This window comes from Rhodovulum sp. FJ3 (assembly GCF_032918305.1).
Lineage (GTDB): Bacteria > Pseudomonadota > Alphaproteobacteria > Rhodobacterales > Rhodobacteraceae > SAT37.
In genome coordinates this window covers 634,674-649,605 of sequence record NZ_JAWJUU010000001.1, presented here as the reverse complement: position 1 = coordinate 649,605, position 14,932 = coordinate 634,674, and the positions used below count along the sequence as shown (strand labels likewise).

At 60.1% G+C, this 14,932-nt stretch carries 17 protein-coding genes; 10 read left to right on the top strand and 7 right to left on the bottom strand.

What is annotated here, in order from left to right; translation table 11 throughout:
• Positions 1-231: 231 nt before the first annotated feature.
• The 7 genes from R1W00_RS03310 (at position 232) to R1W00_RS03280 (ending at position 6,415) form a co-directional block, all read left to right on the top strand.
• Complete coding sequence (locus tag R1W00_RS03310; RefSeq protein ID WP_317261290.1) at positions 232-792, top strand: F0F1 ATP synthase subunit delta; 561 nt, start codon at positions 232-234, stop codon at positions 790-792.
• Positions 793-2,331 carry a F0F1 ATP synthase subunit alpha gene (atpA, locus tag R1W00_RS03305; RefSeq protein WP_317261289.1) on the top strand — a complete coding sequence of 513 codons (1,539 nt, stop codon included), beginning with the start codon at positions 793-795 and terminating at the stop codon, positions 2,329-2,331.
• 22 nt (positions 2,332-2,353) lie between these two features.
• On the top strand, positions 2,354-3,232 hold the full coding sequence (locus R1W00_RS03300) for a F0F1 ATP synthase subunit gamma (RefSeq protein ID WP_317261288.1): 879 nt from the start codon (positions 2,354-2,356) through the stop codon (positions 3,230-3,232).
• A 17-nt stretch (positions 3,233-3,249) separates the two neighbouring features.
• The gene (gene atpD, locus R1W00_RS03295; RefSeq protein WP_317261287.1) at positions 3,250-4,674 is read left to right on the top strand and encodes a F0F1 ATP synthase subunit beta; all 1,425 of its coding nucleotides are present in this window, start codon (positions 3,250-3,252) and stop codon (positions 4,672-4,674) included.
• An 11-nt stretch (positions 4,675-4,685) separates the two neighbouring features.
• On the top strand, positions 4,686-5,105 hold the full coding sequence (locus R1W00_RS03290) for a F0F1 ATP synthase subunit epsilon (RefSeq protein WP_317261286.1): 420 nt from the start codon (positions 4,686-4,688) through the stop codon (positions 5,103-5,105).
• Between the two features lie 144 nt (positions 5,106-5,249).
• The gene (locus R1W00_RS03285; protein WP_317261285.1) at positions 5,250-5,597 is read left to right on the top strand and encodes an H-type lectin domain-containing protein; all 348 of its coding nucleotides are present in this window, start codon (positions 5,250-5,252) and stop codon (positions 5,595-5,597) included.
• A 41-nt stretch (positions 5,598-5,638) separates the two neighbouring features.
• Positions 5,639-6,415: a sulfotransferase family 2 domain-containing protein gene (locus tag R1W00_RS03280; RefSeq protein ID WP_317261284.1), complete on the top strand. Its 777-nt coding sequence runs from the start codon at positions 5,639-5,641 to the stop codon at positions 6,413-6,415.
• A 54-nt stretch (positions 6,416-6,469) separates the two neighbouring features.
• Here the strand turns inward: R1W00_RS03280 and R1W00_RS03275 are convergent, their stop codons facing one another.
• On the bottom strand, positions 6,470-7,486 hold the full coding sequence (locus R1W00_RS03275; protein ID WP_317261283.1) for a ribose-phosphate pyrophosphokinase: 1,017 nt from the start codon (positions 7,484-7,486) through the stop codon (positions 6,470-6,472).
• Positions 7,487-7,593: 107 nt separating this feature from the next.
• On the opposite strand from R1W00_RS03275, the gene R1W00_RS03270 reads away from it, so the two are divergent.
• The gene (locus R1W00_RS03270) at positions 7,594-8,190 is read left to right on the top strand and encodes a 2-hydroxychromene-2-carboxylate isomerase (RefSeq protein WP_317261282.1); all 597 of its coding nucleotides are present in this window, start codon (positions 7,594-7,596) and stop codon (positions 8,188-8,190) included.
• Positions 8,190-9,005 carry an alpha/beta hydrolase gene (locus R1W00_RS03265; protein WP_317261281.1) on the top strand — a complete coding sequence of 272 codons (816 nt, stop codon included), beginning with the start codon at positions 8,190-8,192 and terminating at the stop codon, positions 9,003-9,005. The genes R1W00_RS03270 and R1W00_RS03265 overlap by 1 nt, the downstream gene beginning before the upstream one ends.
• Here the strand turns inward: R1W00_RS03265 and R1W00_RS03260 are convergent.
• The 6 genes from R1W00_RS03260 to R1W00_RS03235 all read right to left on the bottom strand — a co-directional run bounded on the left by R1W00_RS03260 (position 9,002) and on the right by R1W00_RS03235 (position 14,047).
• The gene (locus R1W00_RS03260; RefSeq protein WP_317261280.1) at positions 9,002-10,060 is read right to left on the bottom strand and encodes a low specificity L-threonine aldolase; all 1,059 of its coding nucleotides are present in this window, start codon (positions 10,058-10,060) and stop codon (positions 9,002-9,004) included. The two genes, R1W00_RS03265 and R1W00_RS03260, sit on opposite strands and share 4 nt — an antisense overlap.
• 2 nt (positions 10,061-10,062) lie before the next feature.
• Entirely contained in the window at positions 10,063-10,533 is a 471-nt protein-coding gene (locus tag R1W00_RS03255) for a YcgN family cysteine cluster protein (RefSeq protein WP_317261279.1), read from the bottom strand.
• Positions 10,534-10,559: 26 nt separating this feature from the next.
• Entirely contained in the window at positions 10,560-11,495 is a 936-nt protein-coding gene (locus R1W00_RS03250; RefSeq protein WP_317261278.1) for a bifunctional riboflavin kinase/FAD synthetase, read from the bottom strand.
• A gap of 32 nt (positions 11,496-11,527) precedes the next feature.
• On the bottom strand, positions 11,528-11,971 hold the full coding sequence (locus R1W00_RS03245) for a MaoC family dehydratase (protein WP_317261597.1): 444 nt from the start codon (positions 11,969-11,971) through the stop codon (positions 11,528-11,530).
• Positions 11,972-12,115: 144 nt separating this feature from the next.
• Positions 12,116-12,985, bottom strand: a complete 870-nt coding sequence (locus R1W00_RS03240) for a TIGR01459 family HAD-type hydrolase (protein ID WP_317261277.1) — start codon at positions 12,983-12,985, stop codon at positions 12,116-12,118.
• A gap of 141 nt (positions 12,986-13,126) precedes the next feature.
• Positions 13,127-14,047 (bottom strand): manganese-dependent inorganic pyrophosphatase, encoded by a 921-nt coding sequence (locus R1W00_RS03235; RefSeq protein ID WP_317261276.1) that lies wholly within the window; start codon positions 14,045-14,047, stop codon positions 13,127-13,129.
• Positions 14,048-14,195: 148 nt separating this feature from the next.
• Here R1W00_RS03235 and R1W00_RS03230 point away from each other — a divergent pair, with 148 nt between their 5' ends.
• Positions 14,196-14,930, top strand: a complete 735-nt coding sequence (locus R1W00_RS03230) for a DUF2161 domain-containing phosphodiesterase (protein ID WP_317261275.1) — start codon at positions 14,196-14,198, stop codon at positions 14,928-14,930.
• The last annotated feature ends 2 nt before the right edge of the window (positions 14,931-14,932 follow it).

Here is a 14,932-nt window from a genome sequence, read left to right as displayed (position 1 = left end):
TCGGCAGGGGCTGTAAATCAGGCATTTCGCCCACATCTTCACCAGTTAGCGTCCAAACTGCGCAATTGGTCAGAAAATCGACTCACCCGAAGGTGTTGTTGACTGTTGCGACACGGGGAATGCTCTGCTACATCCGCGCTGATTTCGGGAGCGCGCCATATTGGCGTGAGCGTGAGCAGCCCCTGCCGCCTCCTGCGGCTTTCGGGGGCTAAAGACATCGAAAGGGTGGACGTGTCCGAACCGGCTTCGATCTCAGCAGGCATTGCAGCCCGCTATGCCTCGGCCATTTTTGAACTGGCCAAAGAAGACAATGTAATTTCTGCGTTGGAGAACGATCTCGACGCGCTGGAGGCCGCACTGGCCGACAGTGCCGAGTTCCGTGACCTGATCTCGTCGCCGGTTTATACCCGTGATGAGTTGGGCGCGTCTGTCGCTGCTCTGGGCAAGGCCATGGGCCTGACCGGCACGATGACCAACGCACTGGGCCTGATGGCCGGCAAGCGCCGGTTGTTCGCCCTGCCGCAGCTGGCTGCCCAGTTGCGCGACATGATTGCGGAAGAAAAAGGTGAGGTGACCGCCGAGGTCGTCGCCGCCAAAGCAATGACCAAGGCCCAGCAAGAGAAACTTGCTGCGGTCCTGAAGAAAACTGTTGGCAAAACTGTCAACATCAATGCGTCCGTTGATGAAAGCCTCATCGGCGGACTTATCGTAAAAGTGGGCTCGAAGATGGTCGATACGTCGATCCGCTCCAAGCTCGCGGCACTCCAGAACACCATGAAAGAGGTCGGATAAATGGGTATCCAAGCAGCTGAGATCTCTGCGATCCTCAAGGAGCAGATCAAGAACTTCGGTCAAGAAGCCGAAGTCGCCGAAGTGGGCCGCGTGCTCTCCGTCGGCGACGGTATTGCGCGGGTTCACGGCCTCGACAATGTTCAGGCCGGTGAAATGGTTGAATTCCCCGGTGGTATCCGCGGGATGGCGCTGAACCTCGAAGCAGACAACGTTGGTGTTGTTATCTTCGGTTCGGACCGTGACATTAAAGAAGGTGACACGGTTAAGCGCACCAACTCGATCGTGGACGTTCCCGCAGGCGACGCCCTGCTGGGTCGCGTTGTTGACGGTCTGGGCAACCCGATCGACGGCAAAGGCGAGATCAAAGCCTCCGAGCGCCGCATCGCTGACGTCAAAGCACCGGGCATCATCCCGCGTAAATCGGTTCACGAACCGATGGCAACCGGCCTGAAGTCGGTTGACGCGATGATCCCGATCGGCCGTGGTCAGCGCGAACTGGTCATCGGCGACCGTCAGACCGGTAAAACGGCTGTGGCTCTGGACGCCATCCTGAACCAGAAATCGTACAACGACGCTGCTGGCGACGACGAGAGCAAGAAACTGTACTGCGTTTACGTTGCAGTTGGTCAGAAACGCTCGACCGTTGCCCAGCTGGTGAAGAAGCTGGAAGAAACCGGCGCGATCGAATACACGATCGTTGTTGCTGCAACCGCTTCGGACCCCGCTCCGATGCAGTTCCTGGCACCCTACGCCGCGACCGCAATGGCCGAATACTTCCGTGACAACGGCAAGCACGCCCTGATCATCTACGATGACCTGTCCAAACAGGCCGTTTCGTACCGTCAGATGTCGCTGCTGCTGCGTCGTCCGCCGGGGCGTGAAGCATATCCGGGTGACGTTTTCTACCTGCACTCCCGTCTGCTGGAGCGTTCGGCAAAGCTGAACGAGGATCACGGTGCTGGCTCGCTGACCGCGCTGCCGATCATCGAAACCCAAGGTGGCGACGTTTCGGCGTTTATTCCGACCAACGTGATCTCGATCACCGACGGTCAGATCTTCCTCGAAACCGAACTGTTCTACCAAGGTATCCGTCCTGCTGTGAACACCGGTCTGTCGGTGTCCCGCGTTGGTTCGTCGGCCCAAACCAAGGCAATGTCCTCGGTTGCTGGTCCGGTTAAACTGTCGCTGGCTCAGTACCGCGAGATGGCTGCGTTTGCTCAGTTCGGTTCGGATCTGGATGCTGCAACCCAGCGTCTGCTGAACCGTGGTGCACGTCTGACCGAGCTGATGAAACAGCCGCAGTACTCGCCGCTGACCAACGCCGAAATCGTTTGCGTTATCTTCGCAGGCACCAACGGCTATCTGGACAACGTCGCAGTTAAAGACGTCGGTCGCTTTGAAGAAGCTATGCTGAACCACCTGCGTCAGAAACATGCTGATCTGCTGGCAGACATCACCGAGAACGACCGTAAGGTCAAAGGTGAGCTGGCTGACAAAATCAAAGCAGCTCTCGACGATTTCGCGAAAGACTTCGCCTAAGGGGCGGGTAAGGACTGGATAGATGCCAAGCCTTAAGGACCTTAAAAACCGGATCTCTAGCGTCAAATCGACGCGAAAGATCACGAAGGCCATGCAGATGGTCGCGGCGGCTAAACTCCGTCGCGCCCAAGAAGCTGCCGAGAGTGCACGCCCCTATGCCGAACGTATGGAATCGGTCATGGGCGGTCTCGCGGCATCGGTCGCAGGGTCGCAGAGCGCACCGAAATTGCTGTCGGGTACCGGCAGCGATCAGGTACAGCTCTTGGTCGTGATGACCGCAGAACGCGGTCTTTGCGGCGCCTTCAACTCGTCGATCGTGCGTCTTGCACGCACCAAGATCGAAGAGCTGAAAGCAGCAGGGAAGACGGTTAAAATCATCACCGTCGGCAAAAAAGGTCGCGAGCAACTGCGCCGTGACTACGCCGATCTGATGATCCATCACGTCGACCTGAGTGAGGTAAAGCGCATCGGTTACGATGTTGCTCAGGATATCGCGCGTGACGTTCTCAACCGCTTTGACGCGGGTGAATTCGACGTTGCGACGATCTTCTTCTCGAAGTTCCAGTCGGTGATCTCGCAGATCCCGACGGCACAACAGGTGGTTCCGGCCTCTTTCGACGCGCCCGAAGGCGACGTCGACGGTGGCAATCTCTATGAGTACGAACCGTCCGAAGAAGGCATCCTGGCCGATCTGCTGCCGCGCGGCGTCGCGACCCAGATCTTCACGGCACTGCTGGAAAACGGTGCATCCGAACAGGGTGCACGGATGAGCGCAATGGACAACGCAACCCGCAACGCAGGCGATATGATCGACAAGCTGACGATCGAATACAACCGCTCGCGTCAGGCTGTGATTACCAACGAGCTGATCGAAATTATTTCGGGCGCTGAGGCGCTCTAAGGAACCGGAGAAACGACATGGCAAACGCAAAAGGCAAAATCACTCAGGTGATTGGCGCCGTTGTGGACGTGCAGTTCGAGGACGCTCTGCCCGAGATCCTGAACGCACTGGACACTGACAACAACGGCAAGAAACTGGTTCTGGAAGTTGCCCAGCACCTTGGTGAAAACACCGTTCGTACCATCGCAATGGACGCAACCGAAGGTCTGGTTCGCGGTCAAGAAGTGGTCGACACCGGCGCACCGATCTCGGTGCCGGTTGGTAAAGCGACCCTGGGCCGTATCCTGAACGTCACCGGCGAGCCCGTTGACGAAAAAGGTCCGGTGAACGCGGAAGAAACCCGCGCGATCCACCAGGCAGCCCCCGAATTCGAAGAACAGTCGACCGCGTCGGAAGTTCTGGAAACCGGCATCAAGGTTATCGACCTGCTGGCTCCGTACTCGAAGGGTGGTAAAATTGGTCTGTTCGGCGGTGCCGGCGTGGGCAAAACCGTTCTGATCATGGAACTGATCAACAACATCGCAAAAGTGCACTCGGGTTACTCGGTGTTCGCAGGTGTTGGTGAGCGGACCCGTGAAGGGAACGACCTGTACCACGAGATGATCGAATCCAACGTTATCAAACCCGATAACCTGGAAGAGTCGCAGGTGGCTCTGGTCTACGGCCAGATGAACGAACCGCCGGGGGCACGTGCACGTGTTGCTCTGACCGGTCTGACGCTGGCGGAACAGTTCCGTGACGCTTCGGGTACCGACGTTCTGTTCTTCGTGGACAACATCTTCCGCTTTACCCAGGCCGGTTCTGAGGTTTCGGCTCTGCTGGGTCGTATTCCTTCGGCTGTGGGCTATCAGCCGACGCTGGCCACCGACATGGGTGCGATGCAGGAACGCATTACCTCGACCAAGAACGGTTCGATCACCTCGATCCAGGCTGTGTACGTTCCCGCGGATGACCTTACCGACCCCGCACCGGCAACGACCTTTGCCCACTTGGACGCAACGACCGTTCTTAACCGTTCGATCTCGGAACTGGGTATCTACCCGGCTGTGGACCCGCTGGACTCGTCCTCGCGTATCCTTGACCCGCAGATCGTTGGCGAAGAGCACTACCAAGTTGCACGCGATGTTCAGAACATCCTGCAGCGCTATAAATCGCTGCAAGACATCATCGCCATCCTTGGCATGGACGAACTGAGCGAAGAAGATAAGCTGACCGTGGCACGTGCCCGTAAGATCCAGCGTTTCCTCTCGCAGCCGTTCGACGTTGCGAAAGTCTTTACCGGTTCGGACGGTGTTCAGGTTCCCCTGGAAAAAACCGTTGCATCGTTCAAGGCTGTGGTTGCTGGTGAATACGATCACCTGCCCGAAGCTGCGTTCTACATGGTCGGTGACATCGACGAAGTGATCGCCAAAGCCGAAAAACTGGCCGCTGAAGCTGCCTAAGGGAGGCCTTGATGGCTGAGACTATGCAATTTGACCTGGTATCCCCTGAACGGAAGCTTGCTTCTGTTCAGGCCACCGAGGTCCGCATTCCGGGAGCCGATGGCGACCTGACGGCGATGCCCAACCATGCGCCGATGATCACCACCCTGCGCCCGGGCGTGCTGGAAGTGGTCACGACCGATGGGTCCAGCCGTTACATCGTCACCGGTGGCTTTGCCGAGATTTCGGCAGAGGGGACTTCGGTTCTGGCGGAACGCTCGCATCCTGTCGAAGAAGTGACTCAGGAAATGGTCGATGAGATGGTTGCCTCTGCGCATGCCGCTCATAAAGAGGCCCATCCTGATGTGGCTGACACGGCGGCCAAACTGCTGGCCGACATGGTTGCGATGGGGACCCATATCGGGCTCGACCCGAACGTACCGTCCATCTAAGGCCGGACAAAATCACATACGGACAGTGAAGAGGCCCCGATGTTGTCGGGGCCTTTTTCTTTTTGTATTGAGGTGTGTGCGGGTGCCGCTTTGGTCTGGGGACAGTGTGTTTTGTCGTGCGGCACTCGGGAGGATGATAAAAATATGAAGAAACTATCCAGTCACCGCGTCGGTGTGGACCAAGGGTCCCGTGTTTTGTTTTCCGACTATGAAGACGGGGGTGTGATGTGGACGGGGACGGGACCGCGCTCTTCCGTTACACAGATCACGTTTTCAGAGAAATTTCGCAGCGTTCCGGCGGTGACCGTCAGCATCTCGATGTGGGATCTCGACCAGAAAACCAATGGCCGCGCGGATGTTTCGGCGCAGGACATCACGACCGAAGGCTTTAGCATCCTGTTCAAAACATGGGGTGACACCCGTGTGGCCCGCATCCGTGCCGATTGGATGGCCATTGGCGAACTGCCGAACGAGGATGACTGGCAGCTTTAGGCGAGTTGTGGCAATAGAACCCAAACCACAAGGGACCGGTCATGACGGACAAACACGCCAAGATTAACGTTCTGATTTCGCATCCCGCGCGGATCATTTGCGTCGCATTGCCCAAATGTGCGTCCAGCACTTTGGTTGAGGTGTTTTTGCGCCTTGCGGGCTTTGACCCGCAACCGCGCCGCATCCGTCATATGGCGCTTGAACTGACCCGTTCGGGCGATCTGGAACGCGCGGGGACAGAGTTCCATCAGACCGACACAGCGGGTGCCACGGCCCTATTGGCGCGCTACGGCGAGTATCACAGCTTTACCGTCGTGCGTGAACCGGCGGCGCGTCTCTATTCGGCCTATTTCAACAAGCTGAACCGCTATACCAAGGCGCACCGCCCGTTTCTCTATACGCTGGGCAAGTTGACCCAGATCCTGCGTGGTCCGAAACATTGGGACCGCGTCGAGACCGGAAACCGGGTGGTGCAACGCTTTCTCAGCTTTCCCGATTTTGTCACCGCGATGGAGCAGGTCGGCCCGTCAATGGATGCCCATTACGCGGTGCAGGCCGAATTGCTGAACCTGCCGGCGAACCGGTTTGACCGTGTTCTGGATTTGCGCGCGATGGGGCAGGATCTTGTTCCGATGCTGCGCGATTTCGGGGTGGATGAGGACGCTCTGGCCCGTATCGCGACGATGCCGCAGGCCAACAAACGTGCCGCGCCGCCCTCGGCCCAAGCATGGCGCACCCCCGACATCGACGCGCGCCTGCGCACCCTTTATGCGGCGGATTACGCGGCCTTTGATTTCCCGCACTGGAAGCAGACATAAAAAACGCGGCCCCGTAACAGGGCCGCGTTTTTCATTGTCCGGTCTGATCCGCGATCAGGGGTGATAGACACCCTCATACAGCGGGATCAGTGTTTTATCTTCGAACAGCGACGAGACCGAGGTGCCGTTCCATGTGTTGATGATCGACTGTGCGAACAGGGGCGCGGTCGGCACGATGCGGATGTTTTTACAGCCCTTCACAGCCTCGGTCGCCTGGATCGAGTCGGTGATGACCAGCGACGACAGTTTTGAGTTCGTCACGCGCTCAACCGCGGGGCCCGACAGAACGCCGTGCGAGATATAGGCGTGAACCTCTTGCGCGCCGGCCTCCATCAGGTGCTCGGCTGCTTTGCAAAGGGTGCCAGCGGTGTCCACAAGGTCATCCACGATGATACATTTCTTGCCCACCACGTCACCGATCACGGTCATCTCTGCGACCTCACCGGGTTTCTCGCGGCGCTTATCCACGATCGACAAGGGCGCGTCGATGCGTTTGGCCAGTTCGCGGGCACGCGACACGCCGCCAACGTCGGGCGAAACGACCATGATGTCGTCCATCTTTCCCTTAAAGTTATGGCGGATGTCCAGCGCGAAGACCGGCGAGGCATAGAGGTTGTCCACGGGGATATCGAAGAAGCCTTGGATCTGCGTGGCGTGCAGGTCCATGGTCAGGATGCGCTCGATCCCGGCCTCGACCATCATGTTCGCGACCAGCTTGGCCGAGATCGGCGTGCGGGCCTTGGTGCGGCGGTCCTGACGGGCATAGCCGAAATAGGGGATCACGGCGGTGATGCGACCGGCCGACGAGCGGCGCAACGCATCTGCAATGATCAGCAGTTCCATCAGGTTGTCGTTGGCCGGGTTCGAGGTCGGCTGAATGATGAACATATCTTCGCCGCGTACGTTCTCGTACACTTCGACAAAGATTTCACCGTCGTTAAAGCGCTCGACCCGCGCATCGACGAGGCCCACGTCAAATCCGCGATGGATCGACATGCGACGCGAAATCGCGGATGCCAGTTGGCGGTTGGCGTTGCCCGAAATCAGTTTCGGCTCATTGACAGAAGGCATGGCAGAGGTCCCCAAGTGCTGCATCCGGATCACAGAATCGTAACGTTGACACCGCTTATCACCCAGTTACGGTCTTGCCAAACCACGACTGACCGGAAGAGCGCATTATGCCCAAAATTGACTACTACTTTTCGACGATTTCGCCCTACACCTACCTTGCGGGCGACCAGCTTGAGCAAATCGCCGAAAAACACGGCGCCGAGATCGTTTATAAACCTCTGGACATCGTGGCCCTGTTCGGGCGCACCGGCGGTACCCCACCCGCGCAACGTCACGAAAACCGGCAGGCCTATCGCGCCAAGGATCTGGCGCGTGTGTCAAAGCTGAACGGGCTGGATCTGAATCTGAAACCCGCGTTTTTCCCGACCAACGCTGCGCCTTCGTCCTATGCGGTGATTGCGGCGCAGGCGGCGGGCACGGGCGATGTCGGGGCCTTGGTGCGGGCCTTGCTGACCTCGGTCTGGGTCAAGGAACAAAACATCGCCGAGGACGACGTGATCCGCGCCTGCCTGATCGAGGCAGGGTTCGATCCCGCATTGGCCGACAGCGGGCTTCTCAGCGGGGCGGAAACCTATGCCGCGAACCTTGAAGAGGCGGTGGCCTGCGGGGCCTTTGGCGCGCCGTTCTATGTCGTCGGTGACGAACCGTTCTGGGGTCAGGACCGTCTGGCGCATCTGGACGCGCATCTGTCCGGCGACATCTGATGCCGCGCGCCGTTCTAGGCGGGCACGACCTGTTCTGGCGCGAGATGGGGCAGGGGGGCGATGCGGCGTTGCTGTTGCATTGCTCAATGGCCCATGGGCGCGCATGGGCGGGGGTGATGGCGGCGCTTGGGCACCGTCTGTTGGCCGTGGCGCCCGATCTGCCCGGCCATGGTCAGAGTGCGGATTTGCCGGGCGGCGCGGATTTTCATGACACGACCACGGGGGCCGTTCTGCCCCTGTTGCAGGATGGCGCGCCCAAGACGGTGATCGGCCATTCGTTCGGGGCGACGGTGGCCCTGCGTCTGGCGCTAGAGCACCCCGAACTGGTGTCGCGCCTGATCCTGATCGAACCCGTGCTGTTTGCAGCCGCGCGCAGCTATGACAGCTTTCCCGCCTATCAGGCGATGATGGCCCCGTTTCACGCGGCGGTGGCCGAGGGGCGGCGCGATGAGGCGGCTGATCTCTTTATGGCGGATTGGGGCACGGGACAGGCATGGGCGGACCTGCCCGAGGGGCAGCGCGCCTATATCCGTGACCGTATCCACATCATCACCGAGGGCGACCGAGCCCTTGTGCCCGACACGCCCGGCATCCTGAGCGGTGACCGGTTGGAACGTCACCGCATTCCAACCCTGTTGGTTGAGGGCGGCGCGTCCCCGCGTATCGTCCATGACATTGCAGACGTGTTTCAGGCGCGTATGCCGGTGCTGGAACGGGCGCGGGTGGATGGGGCGGGGCATATGTTGCCCATCACCCATGTCCGTCCGGTCAGTGCGGAGATCGCGGCCTTTCTCGACCGCCATCCGGTGGCTTAGGGGTCTACCCCCAGCAGGGCGAGGAATTGATCCACGTCCTCATCCGTTGTCGACCACGAACAGACCAAGCGCGCGCTGATCAGCTCCTCTGCCGGTCCGTCAAGGCTCTGGTCCATGGGCCACATGTAATAGGCCGCGCCGCCGTCCATAGCCGCGCGGTGTTTCGCGCGGGGCCATTTGGCGAACACCATGTTGGCGTCGGTCGGATAGATCAGTTCCGCGCCCTCAACCCGCAACAGACCCGCCGACAAGCGCGCCGCACTGGCGTTGGCGCGGGTGGCCAGTTTCATCCACAGATCATCGGTCAGATAGGCCTGCATCTGGGCCGACAGATAGCGGTGTTTGGAAAACAGATGGCCGCCACGTTTGCGGCGCAACTGAAACTCCCACGCCTTTTCGGGGTTGAACAGCACGACCGCCTCAACCCCCATCAACCCGTTCTTGGTCCCGCCAAAGGACAGGACATCGACACCCGCGCGCCACGTCATGTCCGCAGGCGTGGCTCCCGTCGTCACAAGGGCGTTCGAGAACCGCGCGCCGTCCATATGAACCGGCAGGTCATAGGCCCGCGCCACAGCACAGAGCGCGCGCACCTCATCCACGGAATAGACCGTGCCGCCCTCTGTCACGTTGGTGATCGACACCGCGCCGCGTTGGACATTGTGCACGCCCCCACGCGCGGCAAAGGCGATTTCGGCGTCCAGATTGCCAGGTGTCATTTTGACATCCGGCCCCTCGACCAGCGTCATTTTCGCGCCGCCCGTATAGAACTCTGGCGCGCCGCATTCGTCCTCTTCGATATGGGCATTGCGGTGACAGAACACCGTCGCCCACGGCGGACAGATACAAGCCAGCGCCAGCGCGTTTGCCGCCGAGCCGGTGGCGACAAGAAAGACCTCGGCCTCGGGGGCCTCAAACAGGGTGCGGATCTGATCGCGGACCTCGGCGGCGATGGCGTCGTTGCCATAGGGCATGGCATAGCCGTGGTTCGCCTCGCGCAGGGCGTCCAGAACCTGCGGCGGGACGGGCGATGTATTGTCCGATGCGAAATTCATGCTCACAAATCCCCTTCGATTACGTAATCTTCCCAGTCCTCGACCGGCACGTCAAATTCGGGCACGGTCCAGCCTTGGACGGATTCACCGGCCTCATGAACGGCGTTCGGATCGCCCGAAATCAGCGGGTGCCAGTCCGGCAAAGGCTGTTTCTGCCAAAGCAGACGATAGGCACAGGTCGAGGGCATCCAATAGGCAATCTCGCCGATGTTTTTCGGCGTCAGAACCACGCATTCCGGCACAATGGTCTTGCGCACCTCATAATTGGCACAGCGACAGCTTTCGTCGTCCAGCAAACGGCACGCCACGCGGGTAAAGACGACCTCGCCCGTGTCCGCGTCCTCCAGCTTGTTCAGGCAACATTTCCCACAGCCATCGCACAGCGCCTCCCATTCTTTGGGGGTCATGCGGGTCAGGGGGACCTTTTCCCAGAAGCGCGGGCGCAATGCCGTGCGGTCGATCGGGTCTTTCACTGGGGCCTCATCGCAGGTTGGGGCGGTCAGCCGTTCAGGATGTCCCGCGCCTTGTCGCAATCGGCATTCATCTGGGTGATCAATGCCTCGATACTGTCGAACTTGACCTCTGGGCGCAGGAATTCAACCAGAGCCACGGAAATATGTTCCCCGTAGAGGTCGCCTTTGAAGTCGAACAGATAGGTTTCACAGTTGGGTGTGTTCACACCGAACATCGGGCGCACGCCAACCGAGGCCGCGCCGTGATAGCTGCCCTTGTGGGGGCCGGTCAGGACGTCGACCCTGACCGCATAGACGCCGAAACGGGGCGGATGCATGCCCGAGATCGCCATGTTCGCGGTCGGAAAGCCCAGATCGCGACCGCGTTTGTCGCCGTGCAGGACCTCGCCCTCAATCCGGTGCAGGTGGCCCAGCATGTCCGCCGCGTCCTGTGGGCGACCGGCACCCAGCGCGGTGCGGATGGCGGTCGAACTGATCGCGCTGTCACCGGTGTTGAGCAGCGGCACAAGGGTCACGTCAAACCCCATCGCCGCGCCGAACGTCACCAGATCCTGTGCGGTGCCCTGACGGCCCTTGCCGAAACAGAAATCCTCGCCCACGACCACGTGGCGCAGGCCAAGGCCCTCGCAGATGACGGTGCGTGCAAAATCCTCGGGCGTAAAGCCGACCATCACCTGATCGAACGGCAGTTGATACAGGACATCGACCCCCAGCTTGGCCAAGCGGTTGCTCTTGGCCTCGGGGTTCATCAAACGAAACGGGGGGGCATCGGGGGCAAAGAACTCGCGCGGATGCGGATCGAACGTCACAACGCCCAGCTTGCACGCCTTGTCGGTGGCATAGGCGCGGGCGATGTCCAGAACCGCCTGATGCCCACGGTGCACGCCGTCAAAATTGCCGATCGCGGCAGATGCGCCGCGATCCTCGGGTTTGATGCCGGTCCAGTGCGAATACGTTTCCATCGGTCCCCGATCACGCCGGGAACCCGACGGTGTCAGTCAAACTTGCGGCTGGGCGCCAGAACAAGCGCTTCGCCCTTCAAGACAACCGTATCGCCCACTGCGCAATGACATTCAAGGGTGACGCGGCGCTTGGCGTGGTTGATGTCGGTCACTTTGACCTCGGTATAGACCACATCGCCGGGACGCACGGGGGCCATGAATTTCAATGTCTGGCTCATGTAGATCGTGCCATGGCCGGGCAGTTGTTCGCCAATCACCGCAGAAATCAGGCCCGCGCTCAGCATGCCGTGGGCGATGCGGCCCTCAAAACGGGTTTGCTGGGCGAACTCCTCGTCCATGTGGACGGGGTTGTGGTCTGTGGAAACCTCGGCAAACAGTTCGATATCGCGGTCGGTAACGACCTTGCGCAGATACCGCGTCATGCCGATTTCGATATCTTCGATACAGATCGTGCCGCGGGGCAGGTTGTCCAGCATATCTTCGGTTCCTGATTGGGTGTGTGACTCGCTCATGTTGCAGTGCAGCATAAGCGAGTCGGCCCGGTTAGGCAATCCGGCAGAGTAATTTTACGACCATAGTCGATGCATTTGCGCAACTTTGTTGCGGCGCGGATTCCCTGCTTAGCGCAGAAACCCAATAGAATAGCGCGGATTTTGCTGTGCGGTCTCCAGAACGGCGTTCAACTTCTCGGGATCCGGTTGCTCGATGGTGCCGGTTTCCGCCGCCGCCAAGCCGCCGGTGATGAACAAACAGTCCAGCGATTCCCCGCCTGCGCCGCTGACGTCCGTACCAAGTCCATCGCCGATGCACAGGATGCGATCGTCGGAAATATCGGCGATCTGGGCCAGACGTTTGCGCGCCAGATCATAGATCGGCGGGTGCGGTTTCCCGAAATAGAGGCTCTCGCCGCCCATTTCCGTATAGAGCGCGGCCAGAGCACCGGCGCACCATTCCCGTGTCTCGCCGCGGTCCACAACGATATCGGGGTTGGCGCAGAGGAACTTCATCCCCTTTTGCTTCGCGTACAGGAGTTGCGGGCGCAGCTCGGACGGATCGGCATGCACGTCGAACGGACCGGTGCAGACGATACCCTCTGCCTCTTCCAACGGGACCTGCGTGATCGACACGGGGTTTTCGATGATTTTCAGCGGATCGAAAAAGCTCTGATCATTCGAGTCTCCGATGAAATAGACCTTTTCGCCCACAGCACCCTGATACATGGCCGCGCGCGCACTGTCGCCCGAGGTGGTGATCGTGTCCCAACAATCCTCGGGCACACCGATGTGCGCCAGTTGCTCGGCCACGCTGTGGCGGTGGCGGGGCGCATTGGTCAGCAGAACCACAATGCCACCGCGTTCACGGTAAGCCATCAGAGCATCGACCGCGCCGGGGAACGGCGTCTGCCCGTTATGGACACAGCCCCACAGGTCCACGAACAGCGCCTTATACTGATCGGAAATCTCATGCAGGTGGGTGATGATCTGGGTCATAGCTGTGCCTTTCCTGTGAACGCGCGCCAGTCTTCGCATGTCAGCGCCCCAAGGCCAAGAGGTGAGGGCACGTCACGCCCGCCCAAACGAAAATGACGCCCCGAAGGGCGCCATTTCAAAATCACGGTCGATCCGAAACGATCAGAGTTTCAGGTTCGGGATGATCTGTTTTTTGCGGCTCATGATGCCCGGCAGGACAACGGTGTCGCCCGAAACGGATGCGTCAAAGCTCTTTTCGGCGACGGTTTTGACCAGATCGTTGGGGACCAGCAGCGTGGCCTCTTCGTTCAGGATGTCGACAACGAACAGCAGAACCTGATCGACGCCGTCCTCGGCTGCGACGGTGGTCATGGTTTCCATCAGGCTGTCCTTGCGGTCCAGCACGATTTTCGGCGCGGTGGTTTCCAGAACCGACACGCGGAATTTGGTGCCCTCAACGGCGTATTCTTTGGAGTCCATGCGCAGCAGCTCTGCGTCGCTGAACGCGGACACGTCGGATTTGGCTTCGAACATCTCGCTGGCGTAGGCGGCGATATCCAGACCCAGTTCCGCGGCCAGTTTCTCGGCCAGTGCCTTGTCCTGATCGGTGGTGGTGGGCGAACGGAATTCCAGAGTGTCCGACAGGATGCAGCTCAGCATCGCGCCTTTGATGTTCTCGGGCATCTTGGCGGCGTTGTCGCCCATCAGGTTGTACATGATGGTCGCGGTGCAAGCGAGCGGCTTGATCGTGATGTCGATCGGGCCTTTGGTTTCCAGACCACCGGTCAGCTTGTGGTGGTCGATGATCTGAATGACGTTGGCGTCGTTGATCGCGGCGGGCAGTTCGGCGGGGTTGTTGGTGTCGACGATGACAACGGTGTCTTCGGCGGTGACGTCCGAGATGATCTCGGGCTTGTCAAAACCCCATTTGTTGATGACGAAGGCGGCTTCGGTGTTGGGCTCGCCCAGCAGTTTGGCCTCGGCCGGCTGGTTGCGGATGTCCGACAGGTACCATGCCCAGATCAGCGGCGAGCCGGTGGAATCGGTGTCGGGGGATTTGTGGCCAAAAACTTTGATCGTCATGTCTACGGTCCGGATTGTGGAGGTCAATTTCGCGCCCTTATAGGCAGGGGCGGCGGGGTTGTCACCCGTGTGAGCGCTGTCATTTGGTCGGGGATGGGCGATTTTGTGCCTCTTGCGCGCGGGGTGTCACACATCCGATAGTGCGCCCATGACAGCGATCCGTGAAACCGACCTTTATGCCCCGATCAAGGCCTTCCTGAGCGCGCGCGGATTCGAGGTCAAGTCCGAGGTCGCAGGGGCCGATATCGTGGCCGTGGGTGCGGACAATGTGCCGGTCATTGTCGAGATGAAAACGACCTTTTCCCTTACGCTGTTTCATCAGGCGATTGATCGTTTGGCGGTATCAGACGCGGTCTATGTGGCCGTGCCGCGTGGGACGGGAAAACGGTTTCAAAACGCGCTGCGCGAGAACCTGAAACTGTGCCGGTATCTGGGCGTGGGCCTTTTGTGCGTGCGCCTGTCGGACGGCACGGTGGAATGTCTGCTGGACCCCGGTCCCTATGCGCCGCGCAAGTCGCGCAAGAAACAGGTGCGCCTCATGCGTGAATTCGCCGCACGGGACGGGGACCCGAATGTGGGCGGCTCGCGCGGGCAGATCATGACGGCCTATCGACAGGACGCATTGCGCTGTGCCCTGTATCTAGAGAGCGCGGGCGAAACCAAGGGCGCGCGGGTTGCCGCCGACACGGGCGTGGGGCGCGCGACCACCTTGATGCGCGACAATCATTATGGTTGGTTTGCGCGCATCGGCACCGGCCTATACGATCTGGACGGGGCAGGACGCGAGGTGCTGGCGACGCTTGCGGCGGACCTTAGAACACAGTTCGGCCCGCGTGCGGAGGCGGATCAGGGCGTCGCGCAAGACTCTCACACGGACACGTGAAA

Bases quoted from the DNA above. Each gene is read 5' to 3' on its own strand.
- atpA (WP_317261289.1), top strand. From the start codon at position 793: ATGGGTATCCAAGCAGCTGAGATCTCTGCGATCCTCAAGGAGCAGATC.
- R1W00_RS03300 (WP_317261288.1), top strand. From the start codon at position 2,354: ATGCCAAGCCTTAAGGACCTTAAAAACCGGATCTCTAGCGTCAAATCG.
- atpD (WP_317261287.1), top strand. From the start codon at position 3,250: ATGGCAAACGCAAAAGGCAAAATCACTCAGGTGATTGGCGCCGTTGTG.
- R1W00_RS03290 (WP_317261286.1), top strand. From the start codon at position 4,686: ATGGCTGAGACTATGCAATTTGACCTGGTATCCCCTGAACGGAAGCTT.
- R1W00_RS03285 (WP_317261285.1), top strand. From the start codon at position 5,250: ATGAAGAAACTATCCAGTCACCGCGTCGGTGTGGACCAAGGGTCCCGT.
- R1W00_RS03280 (WP_317261284.1), top strand. From the start codon at position 5,639: ATGACGGACAAACACGCCAAGATTAACGTTCTGATTTCGCATCCCGCG.
- R1W00_RS03275 (WP_317261283.1), bottom strand. From the start codon at position 7,486: ATGCCTTCTGTCAATGAGCCGAAACTGATTTCGGGCAACGCCAACCGC.
- R1W00_RS03270 (WP_317261282.1), top strand. From the start codon at position 7,594: ATGCCCAAAATTGACTACTACTTTTCGACGATTTCGCCCTACACCTAC.
- R1W00_RS03265 (WP_317261281.1), top strand. From the start codon at position 8,190: ATGCCGCGCGCCGTTCTAGGCGGGCACGACCTGTTCTGGCGCGAGATG.
- R1W00_RS03260 (WP_317261280.1), bottom strand. From the start codon at position 10,060: ATGAATTTCGCATCGGACAATACATCGCCCGTCCCGCCGCAGGTTCTG.
- R1W00_RS03250 (WP_317261278.1), bottom strand. From the start codon at position 11,495: ATGGAAACGTATTCGCACTGGACCGGCATCAAACCCGAGGATCGCGGC.
- R1W00_RS03245 (WP_317261597.1), bottom strand. From the start codon at position 11,971: ATGCTGGACAACCTGCCCCGCGGCACGATCTGTATCGAAGATATCGAA.
- R1W00_RS03240 (WP_317261277.1), bottom strand. From the start codon at position 12,985: ATGACCCAGATCATCACCCACCTGCATGAGATTTCCGATCAGTATAAG.
- R1W00_RS03235 (WP_317261276.1), bottom strand. From the start codon at position 14,047: ATGACGATCAAAGTTTTTGGCCACAAATCCCCCGACACCGATTCCACC.
- R1W00_RS03230 (WP_317261275.1), top strand. From the start codon at position 14,196: ATGACAGCGATCCGTGAAACCGACCTTTATGCCCCGATCAAGGCCTTC.